The organism is Endobacterium cereale, from assembly GCF_009617585.1.
Lineage (GTDB): Bacteria > Pseudomonadota > Alphaproteobacteria > Rhizobiales > Rhizobiaceae > Neorhizobium > Neorhizobium cereale.
On the sequence record NZ_WIXI01000050.1, the window covers coordinates 337,704 to 354,514 of the forward strand.

Sequence of the window (16,811 nt, forward strand, 5' to 3'; positions counted from 1 at the left end):
GCGGATGTCGATCATCGTGTGATATCGACGGGGGGCGCGACGTTCAGGCGCTTTCGCGCACCGTCAGTTTTCCCCGGAAAAGCCGGTCGAAATCGCGATCTTCCCGACTGTCCAATACCTCGACGAGATATTCGGCCATGTCCGTCAGCGGCTGCCGATACGTGGTCAGGCGATAATTGGCGCCCTCTGCCTGCGGCACGTCGTCAAACCCGGTAATGGCGATGTCTTCCGGAATGCGCAGGCCGAGTTTATGGCGGATCACATCCGTGGCGCCTATGGCAAGCGCGTCGTTCTCGCAGACAAGAATATCCGGCAAGCTTGCTTTCTTTCGCGCCGAAAGCGTGGTTTCGACCACCTTGGCCGCCAGTTCAGGATCGTAAGCGGAGACTGCTACCGTTTCCGGCTCGCTGCCAAAATGCTGGCGCCAGTAATCGACAAACGTCTCCTTTCGCAGCAGATGCGCGGACGACGTTCGTGGACCCGCCAGAAACATCGGGCGTCGATAACCGCGCTCGTGCACGTAATTTGCGATTTCCCGCATCGCATGAACGTCATCGACGGCAATCGAGATCGTGTTCGGATTGCGCGAGGTGCGGGCAAAGATGATCAGTTTTCGAAAGCGGCGGGCATGAAGGGCGGTGTCCAGCACATCATCATCGAACTGGATGCCGATAAGGATGACAGCATCGACGCGCCGCTGGCTGGCATTCAGAAGGGCATGGCCTGCATCCGCCCGGTCGAGCGTGTTCACGAGAAGGATATCCCAGCCTTCGCGGCGAAGAATGCGCGTCAGCCTCTCCATCATCACCAATTTGTGGGGATTGGCAAAGTCATCAATCAGCAAGGCCACGAGATTGGAGCGATCAGACGCGAGGCTGGCGGCGCGCAGATCCGGCACATAACCCAGCCGCTCGGCGGCGATGCGCACCTTTTCCAAGCTTTTTGACGAGATCGATGCATCCTTGCGAAAGGCGCGGTTCACCGTCCAGCGCGAGACGCCTGCCTCGGCTGCCACATCGTCGGCAGTGATATTGCCCGCAAAGGCGGGCTTCTTTTCATCCGGCATCGCAGTCTCCCGAATCCGGCTTGGATCGGTTCGCTCATACATAGCGGTTTTTTCGGGCTCTCTGAATTTAATTTTGCTCCCGCGTGCAAATGTCTATTGCTCGCGGGAGCAAAACTTGCAATGTTCAAATTCGAGGCGGTCGGGAGCTGCCTTTCGGGAGGATAACAGTGCTTAAAATTGGATTGCTCGGCGCCGGCCGCATCGGTCGCGTGCATGCCATCAATATTGCCGCTCACGCCCGCAGCCAGCTGGCCGCCGTGTCGGATGTCAACGAAGACTCCGCCCGGTCGCTGGCCGATGCCTATGGCGCAAATGTTGCGACCTCGGAGGACATCCTGTCGGATGCCTCGATCGATGCCGTGCTGATCGCCACCTCGACGGATACCCATTCCGACCTGATGGAAAGAGCCGCTGCCGCTGGCAAGGCGATCCTCTGCGAAAAGCCGGTCGATCTGTCTCTGGAGAGGGCGCAGGCGTGCCTTGATGTCGTCAGCAAGACCGGTGTGCCGGTCATGATCGGTTTCAATCGCCGTTTCGATCCGAATTTTTCCGCCATCAAAGCGTCCATCGCTGCCGGTGAAATAGGCAAGCCGGAACTGCTGTCGATCACGTCCTTCGATCCGGCGCCGCCACCTGTTTCCTATGTCAAAGTGTCCGGCGGCCTGTTCCGCGACATGATGATCCACGATTTCGACATGGCGAATTTCCTGATGGGAGAAGTGCCGAAAACGGTACATGCCGTCGGCACCTCGATCGTCGATCCCGAAATCGGCAAGGCCGGTGATGTCGATACCGCAGTGGTGACGCTGACCTATGCTGATGGCCGTATCGCCGTGATCAAGAACAGCCGTCGTGCTGTTTATGGTTATGACCAGCGTGTCGAAATTCTGGGTTCCGAAGGCCTGCTGTCTGCCGGTAACGTGCTGGAGAACACGGTGTCGAAGGCGACAAAGCAGGGCGTGGTGAGCGCCAAGCCGGAGTTCTTTTTCCTCGAGCGCTACATGCGCGCCTATGCGGCGGAATGGGAGGCCTTCGTTGCCGCCGTTCTTGATGGCGCTGCCATTCCGGTGTCGCTGAAGGATGGTGTTGCAGCGCTGGCGCTCGCAGAAGCCGCAACCGCTTCGGTGAAATCCGGCCAGCCGGTTTCGCTGGCCTGATCAGTACCGCGCCGGCCTATGCCGGCGCAAAAAGGATTGCCGCGGAGCAGGGGAGTGTGCCGCGGGCTTTCGGAGCCGGTCCCGCATGACCGGATGACGGAGCGCCTGGGAGTGGCGTTCCGGTATTCAACTGGGAGGAAGTCATGAAGAAATTGCTTGCAGCCGCAGCAACGATTGCGCTCGTTGCCGCCGCCACCCCGGTGCTCGCCACCGATATCATCGTCGTCGCACACGGTCAGGCCAACGACCCGTTCTGGTCGGTGGTCAAGAACGGTGCCGAAAAGGCCGCCAAGGATACCGGCGTCAATGTCGAGTTCCGTTCGCCGGAAACTTTTGACATGGTGGCCATGGGCCAGCTGATCGATGCCGCCGTCAATCAGGATCCCGATGGTCTCGTCGTCTCGATCCCGGACGGCGATGCGCTCGGCCCGGCGATCAAGCGCGCCGTCGATGCCGGCATTCCGGTCATCTCGATGAATTCCGGCTCGGATGTCGCGCACAAGCTCGGCGCCAAACTGCATGTCGGCCAGTCCGAATTCGATGCCGGCAAGGTTGCCGGTGCCAAGCTTGCCGAAATGGGCGGCAAGAAGGCCATCTGCGTCAACCAGGAGGTCGGCAACGTGTCGCTCGACCAGCGTTGCGCCGGTTTTGCCGAAGGGTTTGGCAAGGAAGTGAAGGTTCTGCCAACCAGCAATGATCCGACCGAAGTGGAATCCAAGGTGCGCGCAGCGCTGGAATCCGACAAGGACGTCAATGTCCTCTTGTCGCTCAACGCCTCGCTGGTTGGTGAACCGGCGGTCAAGGCTGCACAGGCACTCGGCCGCGTTGACGTGCTGATTTCCACTTTCGACATGTCCGCCGGCTTCCTGAAATATATCGCCGACGGCAAGGCTGCGTTTTCGATCGACCAGCAGCAATACCTGCAGGGCTATCTGCCGGTCTCCTTCCTGGCGCTCCACGCACAATACGGTCTGATGCCCGGCGGTGATGTAGCCTCCGGCCCGAACCTCGTGACCAAGGAAACTGCAGCGCAGGTGATCGACCTGTCCTCCAAGGGCATCCGCTAAGCACACCTCCTCCGGGCCGCCGCAGCTTTTGCCGCGGCCCGGCCACCGCCTCCAGGAGACAGATCATGTCGACAGACACGCTGGCGCATAGCGACGAGCGCATCAAGGCCGAGCCTTTTCTTACGAAACTCATGAAACGGCCGGAACTCGGCGCAATCGGGGGTGTGGTCCTCGTCACCATCTTCTTCATGATCACCGCTGACAGCACGATGTTCACGCTGTCGGGCGTGATGAACTTCATGACGCCCGCCGCCCAGCTCGGTATTCTCGGCATTGCCGCCGCCATGCTGATGATCGGCGGCGAGTTCGACCTGTCGATCGGCTCCATGGTCGCCTTTGCCGGCATGGTGTTTGGCGTGTTTGTCGTCAATGTCGGAATGCCGCTCGTCATCGCCATTCCGCTGACGCTAGCGCTCGCCGCCGCCCTCGGCGCAACCAACGGCATGATCGTGCTGCGTACTGGCCTGCCGTCGTTCATCGTCACGCTGGCCGGCCTGTTCGTGCTGCGAGGTGCAGCGCTCGTTGGCCTGAAACTCTTCACCGGTGGCTCGACCCAGCTGCGCGGTATTCGCGAAGCGGTCGAAGGTGATTTCCTGGCGCCGATCTTTTCCGGCGACGCCTTTGGTTTCCTGATGCGTTGGCTGGCGGAAGCCGGCATCGTCGACAGTTTCAAATCAGGCGTGCCAAAAGTGCCGGGCATTCCGGTGGAAATCCTCTGGTTCATCGCCTTTGCCGCGATCGCCACCTACATTCTCCTGCGCACCCCGATCGGCAACTGGATCTTTGCGACCGGTGGCGATTCCCTCGCCGCTCAGAATTCGGGCGTGCCTGTCCGCCGCGTCAAGATTTCGCTGTTCATGCTGACGGCGACGGCTGCCGCCATTGTTGCCATCATCACCGTCATCGATGCCGGCTCCACCGATGCGCGCCGTGGCTTCATGAAGGAATTCGAGGCGATCATTGCGGCTGTCATCGGCGGATGCCTGCTGACCGGCGGCTACGGTTCTGCCATCGGCGCATTCTTCGGTGCCATCATTTTCGGCATGGTCACGATTGGCCTGACCTACACCAAATTCGATCAGGACTGGTTCCAGGTGTTTCTCGGCGCCATGCTTCTGCTCGCCGTCATTTTCAACAACGTCATCCGCCGACGCGTGACCGGGGAGCGCTAAGAGATGTCCGCACCGATCATCCATATGGAAAACATCAAGAAGCATTATGGCAATGTCATCGCGCTCAACGGTGTGACCTTCGACCTTCGCGCCGGCGAATGCCACTGCCTGCTGGGCGATAACGGCGCCGGCAAATCCACCTTCATCAAGACCATGTCGGGTGTTCACAAGCCGACCGAAGGTTCGATCACCTTCGAAGGCAAGCCGCTTTCCTTCGGCAGCCCGCGTGATGCAATGGAAGCCGGTATCGCCACCGTCTTTCAGGATCTGGCAATGATCCCGCTGATGTCGGTCACGCGCAATTTCTTCATGGGGCGCGAGCCGACCAAGGGCAGGAGCATCTTCAAGCGGTTCGATATCGAAACCGCCAACGAGATCACCATGGCCGAGATGCGCAAGATGGGCATCAACCTGCGTGGTCCCGATCAGGCCGTCGGCACGCTGTCGGGCGGTGAACGGCAGACGGTGGCAATTGCGAGAGCGGTCTATTTCGGCGCCAAGGTGCTGATTTTGGACGAACCGACCTCGGCGCTCGGTGTGCGCCAGACGGCCAATGTGCTTTCCACCATCAACCGCGTGCGTGAACAGGGTATCGGCGTCGTCTTCATTTCCCACAATGTCCGTCACGCGATGGCGGTGGGCGACCGTTTCACGGTGCTCAATCGCGGACAGACGCTCGGCACTGCGACACGCGGTGAGATCAATGCGGCGCAGTTGCAGGACCTGATGGCAGGCGGTCAGGAAATGGCCGCGCTCGAAGGCTCGCTCGGCGGAACCATCTGAGGCATTTTTTATGGTACAGACCAAAACTCTCCCGGATCGTCCGCTCGGCATCGCGCTGATCGGCACCGGTTTCATGGGCAAATGCCACGCCATGGCCTGGCGCAATGTCGCCGCAGTGTTCGGCGGCGCGCATCACCGGCTGGAAATCCTCTCCGATGCCACGCTGGAAAGTGCGCAAAAATTTGCCGAACAATTCGGTTTTGCCCGCGCCACCGCGAATTGGGAAGAGGCGGTCAACGATCCGAAGGTGGATGTGGTCTCCATCACCGCCCCCAACGGCATGCACTGGCCGATGGCCGAGGCGGCGCTGAAGGCCGGCAAACATGTCTGGCTGGAAAAACCGATGGCATTGACGCTGGCCGATGCCGAGGCGATGGCAGCGACCGCCGCCGCTCATCCGGGCCAAATGACCATGCTGGGCTACAACTATCTCAGAAGCCCAGCCTTCCAATCGGCGCGCAAGATGATCCGCGATGGCGCGATTGGCAATCCGCTCGCCTTCCGAGGTGTTTATGACGAGGATTATTCCGCCGATCCGCTCCTCCCGTGGTCCTGGCGGATGACTCACGAAGGTGGCGGGCTGGGCGCGCTCGGCGATCTCGGCTGCCACCTCGTGAGCCATATGCTGGCGCTGATGGGACCGGTGACGGAAATTGTCGCGCAGACCCAGGTGGCCGTACCCACGCGGCCTTCGCCGAATGGCCCAAAACCGGTCGAAAACGAGGATAGCGCGCTGGCGATGTTGCGTTTTGCCTCCGGTGCACAGGGTTCGTTTGCCACATCGCGCGTGGCGCGGGGCCGCAAATGCCGGCTGCAATGGGAAGTACATGGCAGCGATGGCACGATCGTTTTCGATCAGGAAAACATGAACGAGTTGTGGGTTCACCGTGTGGGCGAGGCCGGTTTCACGCGTCACCTGACCGGCCCTGATCAGCCGGATTTTGCGGCCTTCTGCCCAGCGCCCGGACACAATTTTGGTTTCAACGAACAGAAGGTGGTGGAGGCTCGCGATCTGCTGGCCGCGATCGCCGGCGGCCCGAATGCGGGCCCGGATTTCGCGCACGGGCTGGAGATCGAAAAGATCATCCACGCCATGGCCGCCTCCAGCGGCCGCAGCATCAGCATGAAAGGGTGAGCAGATGACGAAGACACTCGATGTCATCACCATCGGCCGCGCCGGCGTCGATCTTTATGGCGCACAGGTCGGCGGGCGTCTGGAAGACATGGGCTCGTTCGAAAAATATATCGGCGGATCCCCCACCAATATCGCCTGTGGCAGTGCGCGGCTCGGATTGAAAACGGCGCTGATCAGCCGTGTCGGCAATGAGCATATGGGCCGTTTCATTCTTGAGCAATTGAAGCGTGAGGGCGTCTCCACCGAGGGCGTCAAAACCGATCCCGATCGGCTGACGGCGCTCGTCATTCTCGGTATTCGTGACGACAGCCAGTTTCCGCTGATTTTTTATCGCGAAAACTGCGCTGACATGGCGCTGTGCGAAGACGATATCGACGAGGATTTTATCGCCTCGGCCCGCGCCGTCGTCGTGACCGGCACACATCTGAGCAATACGCGCACCGAAGCTGCCGTCCTCAAGGCGCTGACGCTGGCGCGCAAACACGGCCTGCGCACCGCGCTCGATATCGACTACCGCCCCAATCTCTGGGGCGTGGCCGGCCATGGCGATGGTGAAAGCCGGTTTGTCGAAAGCGTCAAGGTCACGGCGAAGCTGCAGACGACATTGCACCTGTTCGATCTGATCGTCGGCACCGAGGAAGAATTTCATATCGCCGGCGGGTCCACCAACACGCTCGAAGCCCTCATGGCAGTGCGCAAGGTGAGTGCCGCGACACTGGTCTGCAAGCGCGGTCCGCTCGGCGCGACGGCTTTCGAACACGCCATTCCCGCGAGTCTTGATGACGGCCAGAGCGGCCAAGGTTTTCCGATCGAGGTCTTTAACGTGCTCGGTGCCGGTGACGGATTTTTCTCCGGCCTGTTGCGCGGCTGGATGACCGGTGAGGATTGGCCGACATCGCTGAAATTCGCCAATGCCTGCGGCGCCTTCGCCGTCAGCCGCCACGGCTGCACGCCAGCCTATCCGAGTTTTGAAGAGCTGCAGTTTTTCCTCAAACGCGGCGTCGTACGTCCCGATCTGCGCAACGACCGGGAACTGGAACAGCTGCATTGGTCGACAACACGCCAGAGACGGGTCGATGGCGACTGGTCCACCATGCGGGTGTTTGCCTTTGATCATCGTGTGCAACTGGAACAGATGCCCGATTACACGCTGCAAAAAGGGGCGGCCTTCAAGGAGCTTTGCCTTCAGGCAGCGCTTCGAGTGCAGGCCGGCAATCAGGGTTATGGCATCCTCTGCGACAACCGCATCGGCCGCTCTGCGCTGCATCGCGCATCCGGCTCAGGCCTGTGGATCGGCCGTCCCGCCGAGTGGCCGGGCTCGCGACCGCTGACGCTGGAGCCGGAACTCGGCACGGATTGCGGCACGCTGTCCGAATGGGCGCGTGAGGACGTCGTCAAGGTTCTGTGTTTCTGCCATCCGGACGATGACGCTGCCACGCGCGTCGAGCAGGAAGCGACGGTCAAAAGACTGTTCGAGGCGGCGCGGCGCAATCGGCTGGAATTCCTGCTGGAGATCATTCCGTCCAAGGTTGGCGTCACGGATCACAACACCGTCGCGACGCTGATCCACCAATTTTACGCCGCCGGCATCTATCCCGACTGGTGGAAACTGGAGCCGATGAAGACCTCGGCGAGCTGGCAGAACGCCATTGACGCCATCGAGGCGCATGACCGGTTTACGCGCGGCATCGTCGTGCTGGGTCTGGACGCGCCGGAGGTGGAGCTTTCCGCCAGTTTCGAAGTCGCGGCCCGGTGCGGTCTGGTGAAGGGGTTTGCCGTCGGCCGCACGATTTTTGGAGATGCGGCGCGGCGGTGGTTCGCCGGTGAGATGACGGATGCCGATGCGGTTGAAGAGATGGCGAAACGTTACCAGCGCCTTTGCCACACCTGGGACGCAGCGCGCGAAAAAGCACAGGAGAAGGCGGCATGAACACGCTAAGACTGACGGCAGCGCAGGCCATGGTGAAATGGCTCGCCGCGCAGATGACAGAGGATGGCGAGCGTTTCGTCGATGGCGTCTGGGCGATCTTCGGCCACGGTAATGTCGCCGGTCTCGGCGAAGCCTTGCAGAAGGCCGGCAACAGCCTGCCGACATGGCGCGGCCAGAACGAACAGACCATGGCGCATGCCGCCATCGCCTATGCGAAGGCGAAAAAGCGTCGGCGCGTGCAGGCCGTCACTTCCTCCATCGGGCCGGGTGCCACCAACATGGTAACGGCCGCGGCATTGGCGCATGTCAATCGTCTGCCGGTTTTGCTGATCCCCGGCGATGTGTTTGCCAATCGTCGTCCTGACCCGGTGCTGCAACAGGTGGAGGATTTCGATGACGGCACCATTTCGGCGAATGACTGCTTTCGCCCGGTCAGTCGTTATTTCGACCGCATCACCCGCCCGGAACAGCTTCTCACCGCCCTGCCGCGTGCATTGCGGGTGATGACCGATCCCGCCAGTTGTGGGCCGGCGACGCTGTCCTTCTGCCAGGATGTGCAGGCAGAAGCCTATGACTGGCCGGAAGCGTTTTTCGAACCAAAAGTCTGGCGCATTCGCCGACTGGCGCCGGATGCCCGTGATCTCGAAGAGGTGGCGGCGCTGATCCGCACGGCGAAAAATCCGGTCATCGTCGCCGGCGGCGGTGTGATCTACAGCGAGGCGGAGCGGGATCTTGCCGATTTCGCCACCCGTCACGCCATTCCGGTCATCGAGACGCAGGCCGGCAAGTCGGCGCTCGCCCAGAACCACCCAATGAATTTTGGCGCCGCCGGCGTCGATGGTTCTGCCGCCGCCAATGCGCTTGCCCGCAAGGCCGATCTGGTGATCGGCATCGGCACGCGCTTTCAGGATTTCACCACCGGCTCGTGGTCACTGTTCGACGCAAAGGGGCGAAAACTCGTTTCGATCAATGTGCAGCCCTATGATGCCGACAAGCACGGTGCCATCGGCCTTGTCGCCGATGCGAAAGTCGCACTGGCAGCGCTGGGTGCCAAGCTCGGCAGCTATCGCGCACCAGAACCCGATGCTGCCGCGCGTACCGAATGGCTCGCGGCCATCGACCATCATTGCGCGGCACCGACTGAGGACGGTCTTCCGACCGATGCACAGGTGATCGGCGCGGTACAGCGTGCGACGGCTGAAAACGCCATCGCGATGTGTGCCGCCGGCACCATGCCGGGTGCGCTGAAACTTCTCTGGCAGCCGAGCCAGGGCGGTTATCACATGGAATACGGTTATTCCTGCATGGGGTATGAAATCGCCGGTGCGATGGGTCTGAAACTGGCGCGGCCGGAACGCGAGGTGATCTGCTTCGTCGGTGATGGATCCTACATGATGGCCAATTCGGAACTGGCGACCGCCGTCATGCGCAAGGTACCGTTCACCGTCGTTTTGACCGACAATCGTGGTTACGGCTGCATCAACCGGCTGCAGCGTGGCACCGGCGGCGAGGCGTTCAACAACCTCTACAAGGACTGCAATATCGAACAGCAGCCGGCGATCGATTTTGTCGCACATGCCAGCTCGCTGGGCGCTTTCGCGGTGAAAGCCGAAAATATCGCCGATCTCGAAACGCAGATCGCCAATGCCCGCAGTCGCGATATCCCGACGGTCATCGTCATCGATACCGACCCGACCGATGGTCCCGGCTTCGGGGATGCAGGCAACTGGTGGGATGTCGCCGTGCCGGAAGTCGGCACGACCGACAAGCTGAAACAGGCCTACGCGGCGTACCTGCAAAATGCCGCAAAGCAAAACACAGTCAATTGAGGACGGAACCATGATCCGCTTCGGCACCAACCCCATCGCCTGGGCCAATGACGACGACCAGAGCCTTGGCGCCAACATCCCGACCGAACAGATTTTGCGCGAAGCCGGCCAGATCGGTTTTGACGGTATCGAGAATGGTCATCGCTGGCCAAACGAACCGGAAGCCCTGAAACAGTTGCTCGGTTCCTACGGTCTCGCCTTCATCTCCGGCTGGTATTCGCTGAACCTGCTGACCCAATCGGTCGAGGAGGAAAAGAAGGCCATTCAGCCGCATCTCGACAAGCTCAAGCACAATGGCTGCACAGTCTGCATCGCCTGCGAAACCTCCACCAGCGTGCAAGGTTTGGCTGTGCCGCTTTCGCAAAGCCCGGTTCTGTCCGAGGCCGAGATGAAGGCGTTTGGTGCCAGGGTCGAGGAGTTGGCCGCCTTCACGGCCGCCCAAGGCATCGCACTCGTCTACCATCACCACATGGGAACCGTGGTCGAGACCCCGGAAGAGATTGATGCCTTCATAGCGGCGACAGGCCCCGCCACGCGTCTGCTGTTCGACGCTGGCCATTGCTTCTTTGGCGGCAACGGTCGCGATACGGCGCCGGTACTGACCCGTTATGTCGACCGCGTCAGCCATTTTCACGCCAAGAACGTGCGCCCCGCCATCATGCAGCAGGTGCGCGAACAGGGATTATCGTTCATGGATGGCGTGCGCGCCGGGGTGTTTACCGTGCCGGGTGACGAAGAGGGAGGCGTGGATTTCGAACCGTTGCTGCAGATCCTCAAAAATTCCGGTTACGACGGCTGGGTCGTCATCGAGGCCGAGCAGGACCCGGATGCGCGCAATCCCTTCCAGTATCAGTCGCTTGGTCTGAAGACCTTGAAGGCCGCCGCCGCGAAGACTGGTCTCGTCTGACTAAACAGCAGGAGTTCATCATGCCCAATCTTCTCCATCGCCCCTTCGGCAGTCACGGCAAGGTCCACGAGATCACCCCGGCCTCTGCCGGCTGGCGTTATGTCGGCTTTTCGCTCTATCTGCTGCGGGCCGGAGAAACCGCGGCGGAGGTGACAGGTGATCGCGAGGTCATTCTGGTTATGGTGGAAGGCAAGGCCAATGTGGAAGGCGCAGGTCAGGATTGGGGTGTTTTCGGCGAACGCATGAGCGTGTTCGAAAAATCGCCGCCGCATTGCCTCTACCTGCCGAACGATAGCGCCTGGAAAGCCGTGGCCGAGACGGATTGCGTCATCGCGGTTTGCACGGCGTCGGGCAAGGGCGGACACAAGGCTCGCCGCATCGGCCCGGATGGTATCACGCTGACCCAGCGCGGCGAGGGAACGAACACCCGCTATATCAACAACATTGCCATGGAAAACGAGGATTATTGCGACAGTCTTCTGGTGACGGAAGTGTTCACGCCGGCGGGCCACTGGTCGAGTTATCCGAGCCACCGCCACGACGAAGACGATTTTCCGCGCATCACCTATCTGGAAGAGACCTATTACCACCGGATCAACCCGGCCGACGGATTTGGCATCCAGCGGGTCTATACCGATGACCTGCAACTCAACGAAACCGTGGCCGTGCATGACGGCGATGTGGTCTGTGTTCCACGCGGGCATCACCCCTGCGGCGCGCCGCACGGTTTCGAAATGTATTATCTGAACGTCATGGCCGGTCCCTTGCGCAAATGGCGTTTTGTCGCCGCGCCGCCGGTCGAGCACCTGATGCGCTGACCTCTCAACCACGGACAATCACCATGGACCAACCGTTTACGCTGGCCGCCTGCGCGGAAATGCTCTGGCGCGACAAGCCGATCGAATGGCGCTGCGCGCAGCTCAAGGAACTGGGTTTCGAAGTCGGGCTGTGGAACTGGGCGGAGCACGATCTCGATGCATTGGTCCGTTCTGGCGCTACCTTCTCCATCATGAACGGCTATCTGACAGGTCGTCTCGCCGATGATGAAGGTGCCGACGAACTGTTGCGTTCGGCCCGGGAAACGGCACAGGTCGGCAAGCGGCTTGGCGTCGCGCGGCTTAATCTGCATGGCACGGGGCTGGGCGAAGGCGGTCTGCCTGTTCGCCCCAGCGAAGTCACGACCGGGCGCATGTGGCTGAAGGCACGCGACACGCTGGCGCGCATCGCCGATATGGCGGAAGAGGAGGGCCTCGTTTACACGCTTGAAAACCTCAATCTGCCGGTCGATCATCCCGGCACACCTTTCGGGCGCGCGGAAGACACGCTTGCATTGGTCAAAAGCGTCAATCATCCGTGCCTGCGTCTCAACCTTGATCTTTATCACGTGCAGATCGGCGAGGGGAACCTGATCGAAACCTGCCGTGCCTGCCTGCCGTTCATCGGCGAAGTCCAGGTGGCTGACGTGCCGGGACGTTGCGAGCCCGGTACCGGTGAGATCAATTACCGAGTTGTTGCCAAGGCACTTTACGACATGGGTTATCGTGGCGCTGTAGGCATGGAGGCTTTTGCATCCACTGACCCCGTCACGGCGCTGGCGGCATTTAGGGCGGCTTTCAGCGCGGGGTCCGTATCGACGGCGGCAAGCACATGAGGTTGATAAAAAAATACGGTTGTCGGGGCTCTCGAACATATCGAACAACCTGATTTCGGAGCGCTGCATTTTTTGGTAGGCTTGGCATTCAAGAGCTTTTCCGGCGTCGCTTCGCAATGGCGTCTTCAAATGCAGCAACGAGCAGGGAACTGCTTGATTGCCAATCAAATCGTTGGGCATTCTCAAGCGATGCCTGAGCAACTGATTGATAAGCTGCTTCATCAAAAATCATAGATCGCAGCCCTTCCCCAATAGCATTTACGTCCAGCGGATCTACCAGCAGCCCCGCCGAACCGGCAACCTCGATCATCGATGAGGTCGATGAGGTCAGGACAGGTTTCCCATAGCGGTTGGCTTCTACGATCGGAAATCCGAACCCTTCATAAAGCGAGGGAAAGACAACAAATTGGCAACCGGCATAGAGTTCTGTCAGTGTCTTTTCCGGGACGGGAGATGTGCTGCCCGAGCGGGGTCGCGCGCCTGACGCGCGTTACCAGGATAAGGGCGCAGATTGGAGAGCGCCTTTGGCAATCGTATGTATGGTTCGTTCGACACCGCCGAACGAATCTGGATAATAAGTCTTGAATACATGCAAAACGTGCATCGTAGACTTTCCAGTATATGAGTACGGGCCGCCAATGGTTCAGAATTCGGCGGCCCGTACTTGCGTGTATTATCCCCGCCCAAACTCGTCCGATACGCGAACGATATCATCTTCTCCCAGATAGGAGCCTGTCTGCACTTCGATCATTTCCAACATGATCTTCCCAGGATTGTAGAGCCTGTGAAGATCGCCCTGAGGAATATAAACGGATTGGTTTTCGCGCACGAAGGTCACCGTGTCGCCGATTGTCACCTCGGCCGTGCCCTTGACGCATATCCAGTGTTCCGAACGGTGAAAGTGTTTCTGCAGGGACAGCTTTTTGCCCGGCAGAACGAAAAGTCTCTTAACCTGGAAACGGTGACCGTTGAGGATGGATGTATAGCCTCCCCAAGGGCGATAGCAGGTTGGATGGGTTTCCGTCAGAGCTGCGGTTGCCTCGTTTGCGGCCAGATGTTTGACAAGCTTGCCAACGTCCTGCGCGTCATCCATGCGCCCGACATAGATCGCATCCTCGCTGGCAATAACGGCAACGTTCTTCAATCCGTGTACTGCCACATGCGATGCCCGGGACAGGACCAGCGAGTGTTCCGTGTTCATGACGGTCGCATGGCCAATAACCACATTTCCGTTTTCATCCTTGTTCCCAAGTTTCCAGACCGCGTCCCAGCTTCCAAGGTCTGACCAGGCAAATGATGATGCGACCACGGCGGCATTGTCGGTTTTTTCCATCACCGCATAATCGATGGAGATATCCGGGCTTGCGGCAAAACTGACTTCGTCAAGCCGCACGAAATCGAGATCCACGGACGCCTTCCTGACGGCTGCGGCGGCTGCCTCGTGGACGGCGGGCGCAAAGTTTTCAACCTCGCTCAAAAGCAGGTCGGCTCGACACATGAATATGCCGGAATTCCAGAAGAAACCACCAGCCGCAAGCATCTGCTCTGCCGCCGCCAGTTCCGGTTTTTCGACAAAACGCTTGACCTTGTGCGCGCCGGTGGGAAGGGGCGCGCCCTGTTCGATATACCCATAACCCGTCGCCGGTTCTGTCGGTGCGATGCCGAAGGTGACGATCATTCCGGTTGATGCTGTACGATGGGCCGTGGCGATCGCTTCCTGCCAATCCGTGCCGGAATCGATCTCGTGATCAGAAGCCAAAATCTGCAGCGTGACGTTTTCACCAAATATCTGACGGATATGGAAGGCGGCGGCGGCAATCGCCGCTGCCGTATTGCGCGCCACCGGCTCCAGGATAATTGCGGAGAGATCGATCCCTAATTCACGCGCTTGCTCGGCAACTGTAAATCGAAAATCCTGGTTGGTAATGACGACAGGCGCCTCGTATAGCTCCTTATCCGCCACGCGCTCCAACGTCGCTTGGAACAGCGTTTTTTCGTCCACCACCTGAATAAATTGTTTGGGTGCGCTCGAGCGTGACAAGGGCCACAGACGTGTTCCCTTGCCGCCAGCCATGATGACGGGAATAATCTTCTCTGTCATTTATATCTCCGATGGTCGGACGGTTTACTTGTAGAGATGCAACTTTAAATACACAATAGGCTTAACGATTTTTGGCCCAGTTGCGCACCAGCGACAGCCCGTGGTCGAGCAGCGAGTTCGCATCCATCTCGTTAATTGCTTCGACATAACAACGCATTTCCGGCGCATTGCCCGACGGCCGAAGGTGAATAATGGAACGATTATCGAGCGTTACGCGCAGGCCGTCGATATCGCTCACTGCCTCTACATTCCCGACCGGAGCAAAAAAGGCATCCAGGTTTTCTGCGGATGCGCGCAAATGCACCATCAAAGCTGCACTGTCTTCGATCGGGAAATTTTCGAGACGCCCTGCGGTGGCAAAGGGCAAACGATAGGCGGAAGCGAGAGCAGAAAGTCGCGTGTTCTGCTGCTTGGCCAAAAACAGGGTTGCGAGGATCGGAAGAAAACTGTCGCGTGTCGGCAGGGCTTTTAGCTGTCCGCCAGCAACGCCAAAGTCCGAATGGGTCAATACCCCGCCATTGGCCTCGAATCCCATGATTGCTTTGCCGCCACCAGCACTTGCACTGTTCATACCCTCGATCACGTAAGGTGAACCGACACGCGTTCGCAAGACATCATATACGCCGGCAGCATCGATACCGGAATTTGATGTTACGGGTGTAACCACGATTTCTGCCTCGAGAAAACGCGCCACAATCATGCCGAGTAGATCGCCACGAAGTGGAGCGCCTGTCTCGTCTGCCATAAGAGGACGGTCGCCGTCGCCATCGGCGGAGACGATACCGTCAAGTTGGTACTCGTTTGCCCAGAGCCGGAGAGATTCAATTGTCTGCGGCGACACCGCCTCGGTATCAACGGGAATGAACAAATCCGATCGCCCAAGTGTCACAACCTCGGCGCCATAACCGGCGATCACCTCAACGAGATAATCCCGGGCAACGGTGCTGTGCTGGTAAACACCGATCCTCATACCGGAAAGGGAAAGGCCAGGAAGCACGACAGAGTTACGCGCGAGAAAAAGTGCAATCGCTTCTTTTCCCTCGTTCTCCGCTACTGCCGGGCTGGCATCGATGGCGGTGTCGCCGATCTCTGCTGCTATGCGGCTGATTTCCTGTTCGTCAGTCTTGTCGATTTCTCCGTCCGGTCGATAGAACTTTATGCCATTGCGATCTGCCGGAATATGCGAACCGGTCACCATGAGAGAACCGGCCCCTTTCATCATGGCATAGAAGGCCAATGCCGGAGTGGGGATTGCACCGCAATCGACGGGTCGCAAGCCAGCGCGAGCCAAAGCGCCGATGCAGGTGGCGGCGATGTCGGGACTTGAGGGGCGATAGTCCCCGCCGACAAAAATTCGATCGCCCGGCTTGGAAAAACCTTTTTCCAGCAAATGCTTGGCAAAGGCGGTGGCGTAGAGGGCTGAAGAACGTCCTTGAAGATCAGTCACAAGGCCGCGAAGTCCACTGGTTCCGAATTTCATGCGATGTTCCGCTATTGGTCTGGCTGGTTTTCTACTTGTGTGAGTTGCTGCGCTCAAGAGCCAATGCCGGATGACGTCAGAAGCCGGCGGAAATGTCTCTGTCGAGAACGCTACTATAGGCACCATAATCCGGCAGTTTTCGAATGCGAAATATGCTGTGAAGGATCTTACATAGATCGTGGACAAAGCGTGACCAGATTTGGACGCCATTTCGTTGAATGGTTTCCGCTTTTACCATTCCCTGGCCATTGCGCCGTCAGGCAGAGCATGATGCGCCTGGGTCACCTTCGTCCAAAGGTCTATTTTGCGTGTGAGGATGTCGAGCCGATTTGGCCAGGCTGGCTGTGCTTCGGCTGGCCCGTGGATGTGTGATTTCTTCAGCTCGTCTCAAATCCTGGGAACCGGGGTCGAGCATCCCATGTCTGTGCTACTGCACCGGGGTCCGGATCGCATCGAATGTGAACACAAAATGCCAATCGAAAAACACCGGTCGTCTCGAGTGAACAACCGGCATTTGAGCTGGTCTGAATACG

13 protein-coding genes and 1 pseudogene are annotated in these 16,811 nt (G+C 59.4%); 10 read left to right on the top strand and 4 right to left on the bottom strand.

Going from position 1 to position 16,811, the window contains the following annotated elements:
• Window positions 1–43 precede the first annotated feature (43 nt).
• A complete protein-coding gene (locus GAO09_RS25050; protein ID WP_153358901.1) occupies window positions 44–1,066 on the bottom strand; it encodes a LacI family DNA-binding transcriptional regulator in 1,023 nt (340 codons plus the stop codon).
• A gap of 167 nt (window positions 1,067–1,233) precedes the next feature.
• Between GAO09_RS25050 and iolG the strand changes: the two genes are divergently transcribed.
• From iolG to GAO09_RS25100, 10 genes are all read left to right on the top strand, one after another.
• A complete protein-coding gene (iolG, locus tag GAO09_RS25055) occupies window positions 1,234–2,223 on the top strand; it encodes an inositol 2-dehydrogenase (RefSeq protein WP_324185478.1) in 990 nt (329 codons plus the stop codon).
• Window positions 2,224–2,366: 143 nt separating this feature from the next.
• On the top strand, window positions 2,367–3,290 hold the full coding sequence (locus tag GAO09_RS25060; RefSeq protein WP_153358904.1) for a sugar ABC transporter substrate-binding protein: 924 nt from the start codon (window positions 2,367–2,369) through the stop codon (window positions 3,288–3,290).
• Window positions 3,291–3,355: 65 nt separating this feature from the next.
• Window positions 3,356–4,462 (top strand): ABC transporter permease, encoded by a 1,107-nt coding sequence (locus tag GAO09_RS25065; RefSeq protein WP_153358906.1) that lies wholly within the window; start codon window positions 3,356–3,358, stop codon window positions 4,460–4,462.
• Between the two features lie 3 nt (window positions 4,463–4,465).
• A complete protein-coding gene (locus GAO09_RS25070) occupies window positions 4,466–5,245 on the top strand; it encodes an ATP-binding cassette domain-containing protein (protein ID WP_153358908.1) in 780 nt (259 codons plus the stop codon).
• 10 nt (window positions 5,246–5,255) lie between these two features.
• On the top strand, window positions 5,256–6,380 hold the full coding sequence (locus GAO09_RS25075; protein WP_153358910.1) for a Gfo/Idh/MocA family protein: 1,125 nt from the start codon (window positions 5,256–5,258) through the stop codon (window positions 6,378–6,380).
• Between the two features lie 4 nt (window positions 6,381–6,384).
• The gene (locus tag GAO09_RS25080) at window positions 6,385–8,310 is read left to right on the top strand and encodes a bifunctional 5-dehydro-2-deoxygluconokinase/5-dehydro-2-deoxyphosphogluconate aldolase (protein ID WP_153358912.1); all 1,926 of its coding nucleotides are present in this window, start codon (window positions 6,385–6,387) and stop codon (window positions 8,308–8,310) included.
• A complete protein-coding gene (gene iolD, locus GAO09_RS25085) occupies window positions 8,307–10,139 on the top strand; it encodes a 3D-(3,5/4)-trihydroxycyclohexane-1,2-dione acylhydrolase (decyclizing) (protein WP_153358914.1) in 1,833 nt (610 codons plus the stop codon). Before GAO09_RS25080 ends, iolD begins: the two co-directional genes overlap by 4 nt.
• A 10-nt stretch (window positions 10,140–10,149) precedes the next feature.
• On the top strand, window positions 10,150–11,046 hold the full coding sequence (gene iolE, locus GAO09_RS25090; RefSeq protein ID WP_153358916.1) for a myo-inosose-2 dehydratase: 897 nt from the start codon (window positions 10,150–10,152) through the stop codon (window positions 11,044–11,046).
• A gap of 20 nt (window positions 11,047–11,066) precedes the next feature.
• Window positions 11,067–11,864, top strand: coding sequence for a 5-deoxy-glucuronate isomerase (gene iolB, locus GAO09_RS25095; RefSeq protein WP_153358918.1), 798 nt, complete (start codon window positions 11,067–11,069; stop codon window positions 11,862–11,864).
• A 23-nt stretch (window positions 11,865–11,887) separates the two neighbouring features.
• On the top strand, window positions 11,888–12,697 hold the full coding sequence (locus tag GAO09_RS25100) for a TIM barrel protein (protein WP_153358919.1): 810 nt from the start codon (window positions 11,888–11,890) through the stop codon (window positions 12,695–12,697).
• A gap of 88 nt (window positions 12,698–12,785) precedes the next feature.
• Here the strand turns inward: GAO09_RS25100 and GAO09_RS25105 are convergent.
• The 3 genes and pseudogenes from GAO09_RS25105 to GAO09_RS25115 form a co-directional block, all read right to left on the bottom strand.
• Window positions 12,786–13,136 (bottom strand): annotated as a pseudogene (locus GAO09_RS25105) (glycosyltransferase); the annotation flags it as partial.
• Between the two features lie 234 nt (window positions 13,137–13,370).
• On the bottom strand, window positions 13,371–14,798 hold the full coding sequence (locus GAO09_RS25110) for a mannose-1-phosphate guanylyltransferase/mannose-6-phosphate isomerase (RefSeq protein ID WP_153358923.1): 1,428 nt from the start codon (window positions 14,796–14,798) through the stop codon (window positions 13,371–13,373).
• Window positions 14,799–14,859: 61 nt separating this feature from the next.
• Complete coding sequence (locus GAO09_RS25115; protein ID WP_153359388.1) at window positions 14,860–16,278, bottom strand: phosphomannomutase; 1,419 nt, start codon at window positions 16,276–16,278, stop codon at window positions 14,860–14,862.
• Between the last annotated feature and the right edge of the window lie 533 nt (window positions 16,279–16,811).

Bases quoted from the DNA above. Each gene is read 5' to 3' on its own strand.
- GAO09_RS25070 (WP_153358908.1), top strand. From the start codon at position 4,466: ATGTCCGCACCGATCATCCATATGGAAAACATCAAGAAGCATTATGGC.
- GAO09_RS25075 (WP_153358910.1), top strand. From the start codon at position 5,256: ATGGTACAGACCAAAACTCTCCCGGATCGTCCGCTCGGCATCGCGCTG.
- GAO09_RS25065 (WP_153358906.1), top strand. From the start codon at position 3,356: ATGTCGACAGACACGCTGGCGCATAGCGACGAGCGCATCAAGGCCGAG.
- iolB (WP_153358918.1), top strand. From the start codon at position 11,067: ATGCCCAATCTTCTCCATCGCCCCTTCGGCAGTCACGGCAAGGTCCAC.
- GAO09_RS25115 (WP_153359388.1), bottom strand. From the start codon at position 16,278: ATGAAATTCGGAACCAGTGGACTTCGCGGCCTTGTGACTGATCTTCAA.
- GAO09_RS25110 (WP_153358923.1), bottom strand. From the start codon at position 14,798: ATGACAGAGAAGATTATTCCCGTCATCATGGCTGGCGGCAAGGGAACA.
- GAO09_RS25050 (WP_153358901.1), bottom strand. From the start codon at position 1,066: ATGCCGGATGAAAAGAAGCCCGCCTTTGCGGGCAATATCACTGCCGAC.
- GAO09_RS25100 (WP_153358919.1), top strand. From the start codon at position 11,888: ATGGACCAACCGTTTACGCTGGCCGCCTGCGCGGAAATGCTCTGGCGC.
- iolD (WP_153358914.1), top strand. From the start codon at position 8,307: ATGAACACGCTAAGACTGACGGCAGCGCAGGCCATGGTGAAATGGCTC.
- GAO09_RS25080 (WP_153358912.1), top strand. From the start codon at position 6,385: ATGACGAAGACACTCGATGTCATCACCATCGGCCGCGCCGGCGTCGAT.
- iolE (WP_153358916.1), top strand. From the start codon at position 10,150: ATGATCCGCTTCGGCACCAACCCCATCGCCTGGGCCAATGACGACGAC.
- GAO09_RS25060 (WP_153358904.1), top strand. From the start codon at position 2,367: ATGAAGAAATTGCTTGCAGCCGCAGCAACGATTGCGCTCGTTGCCGCC.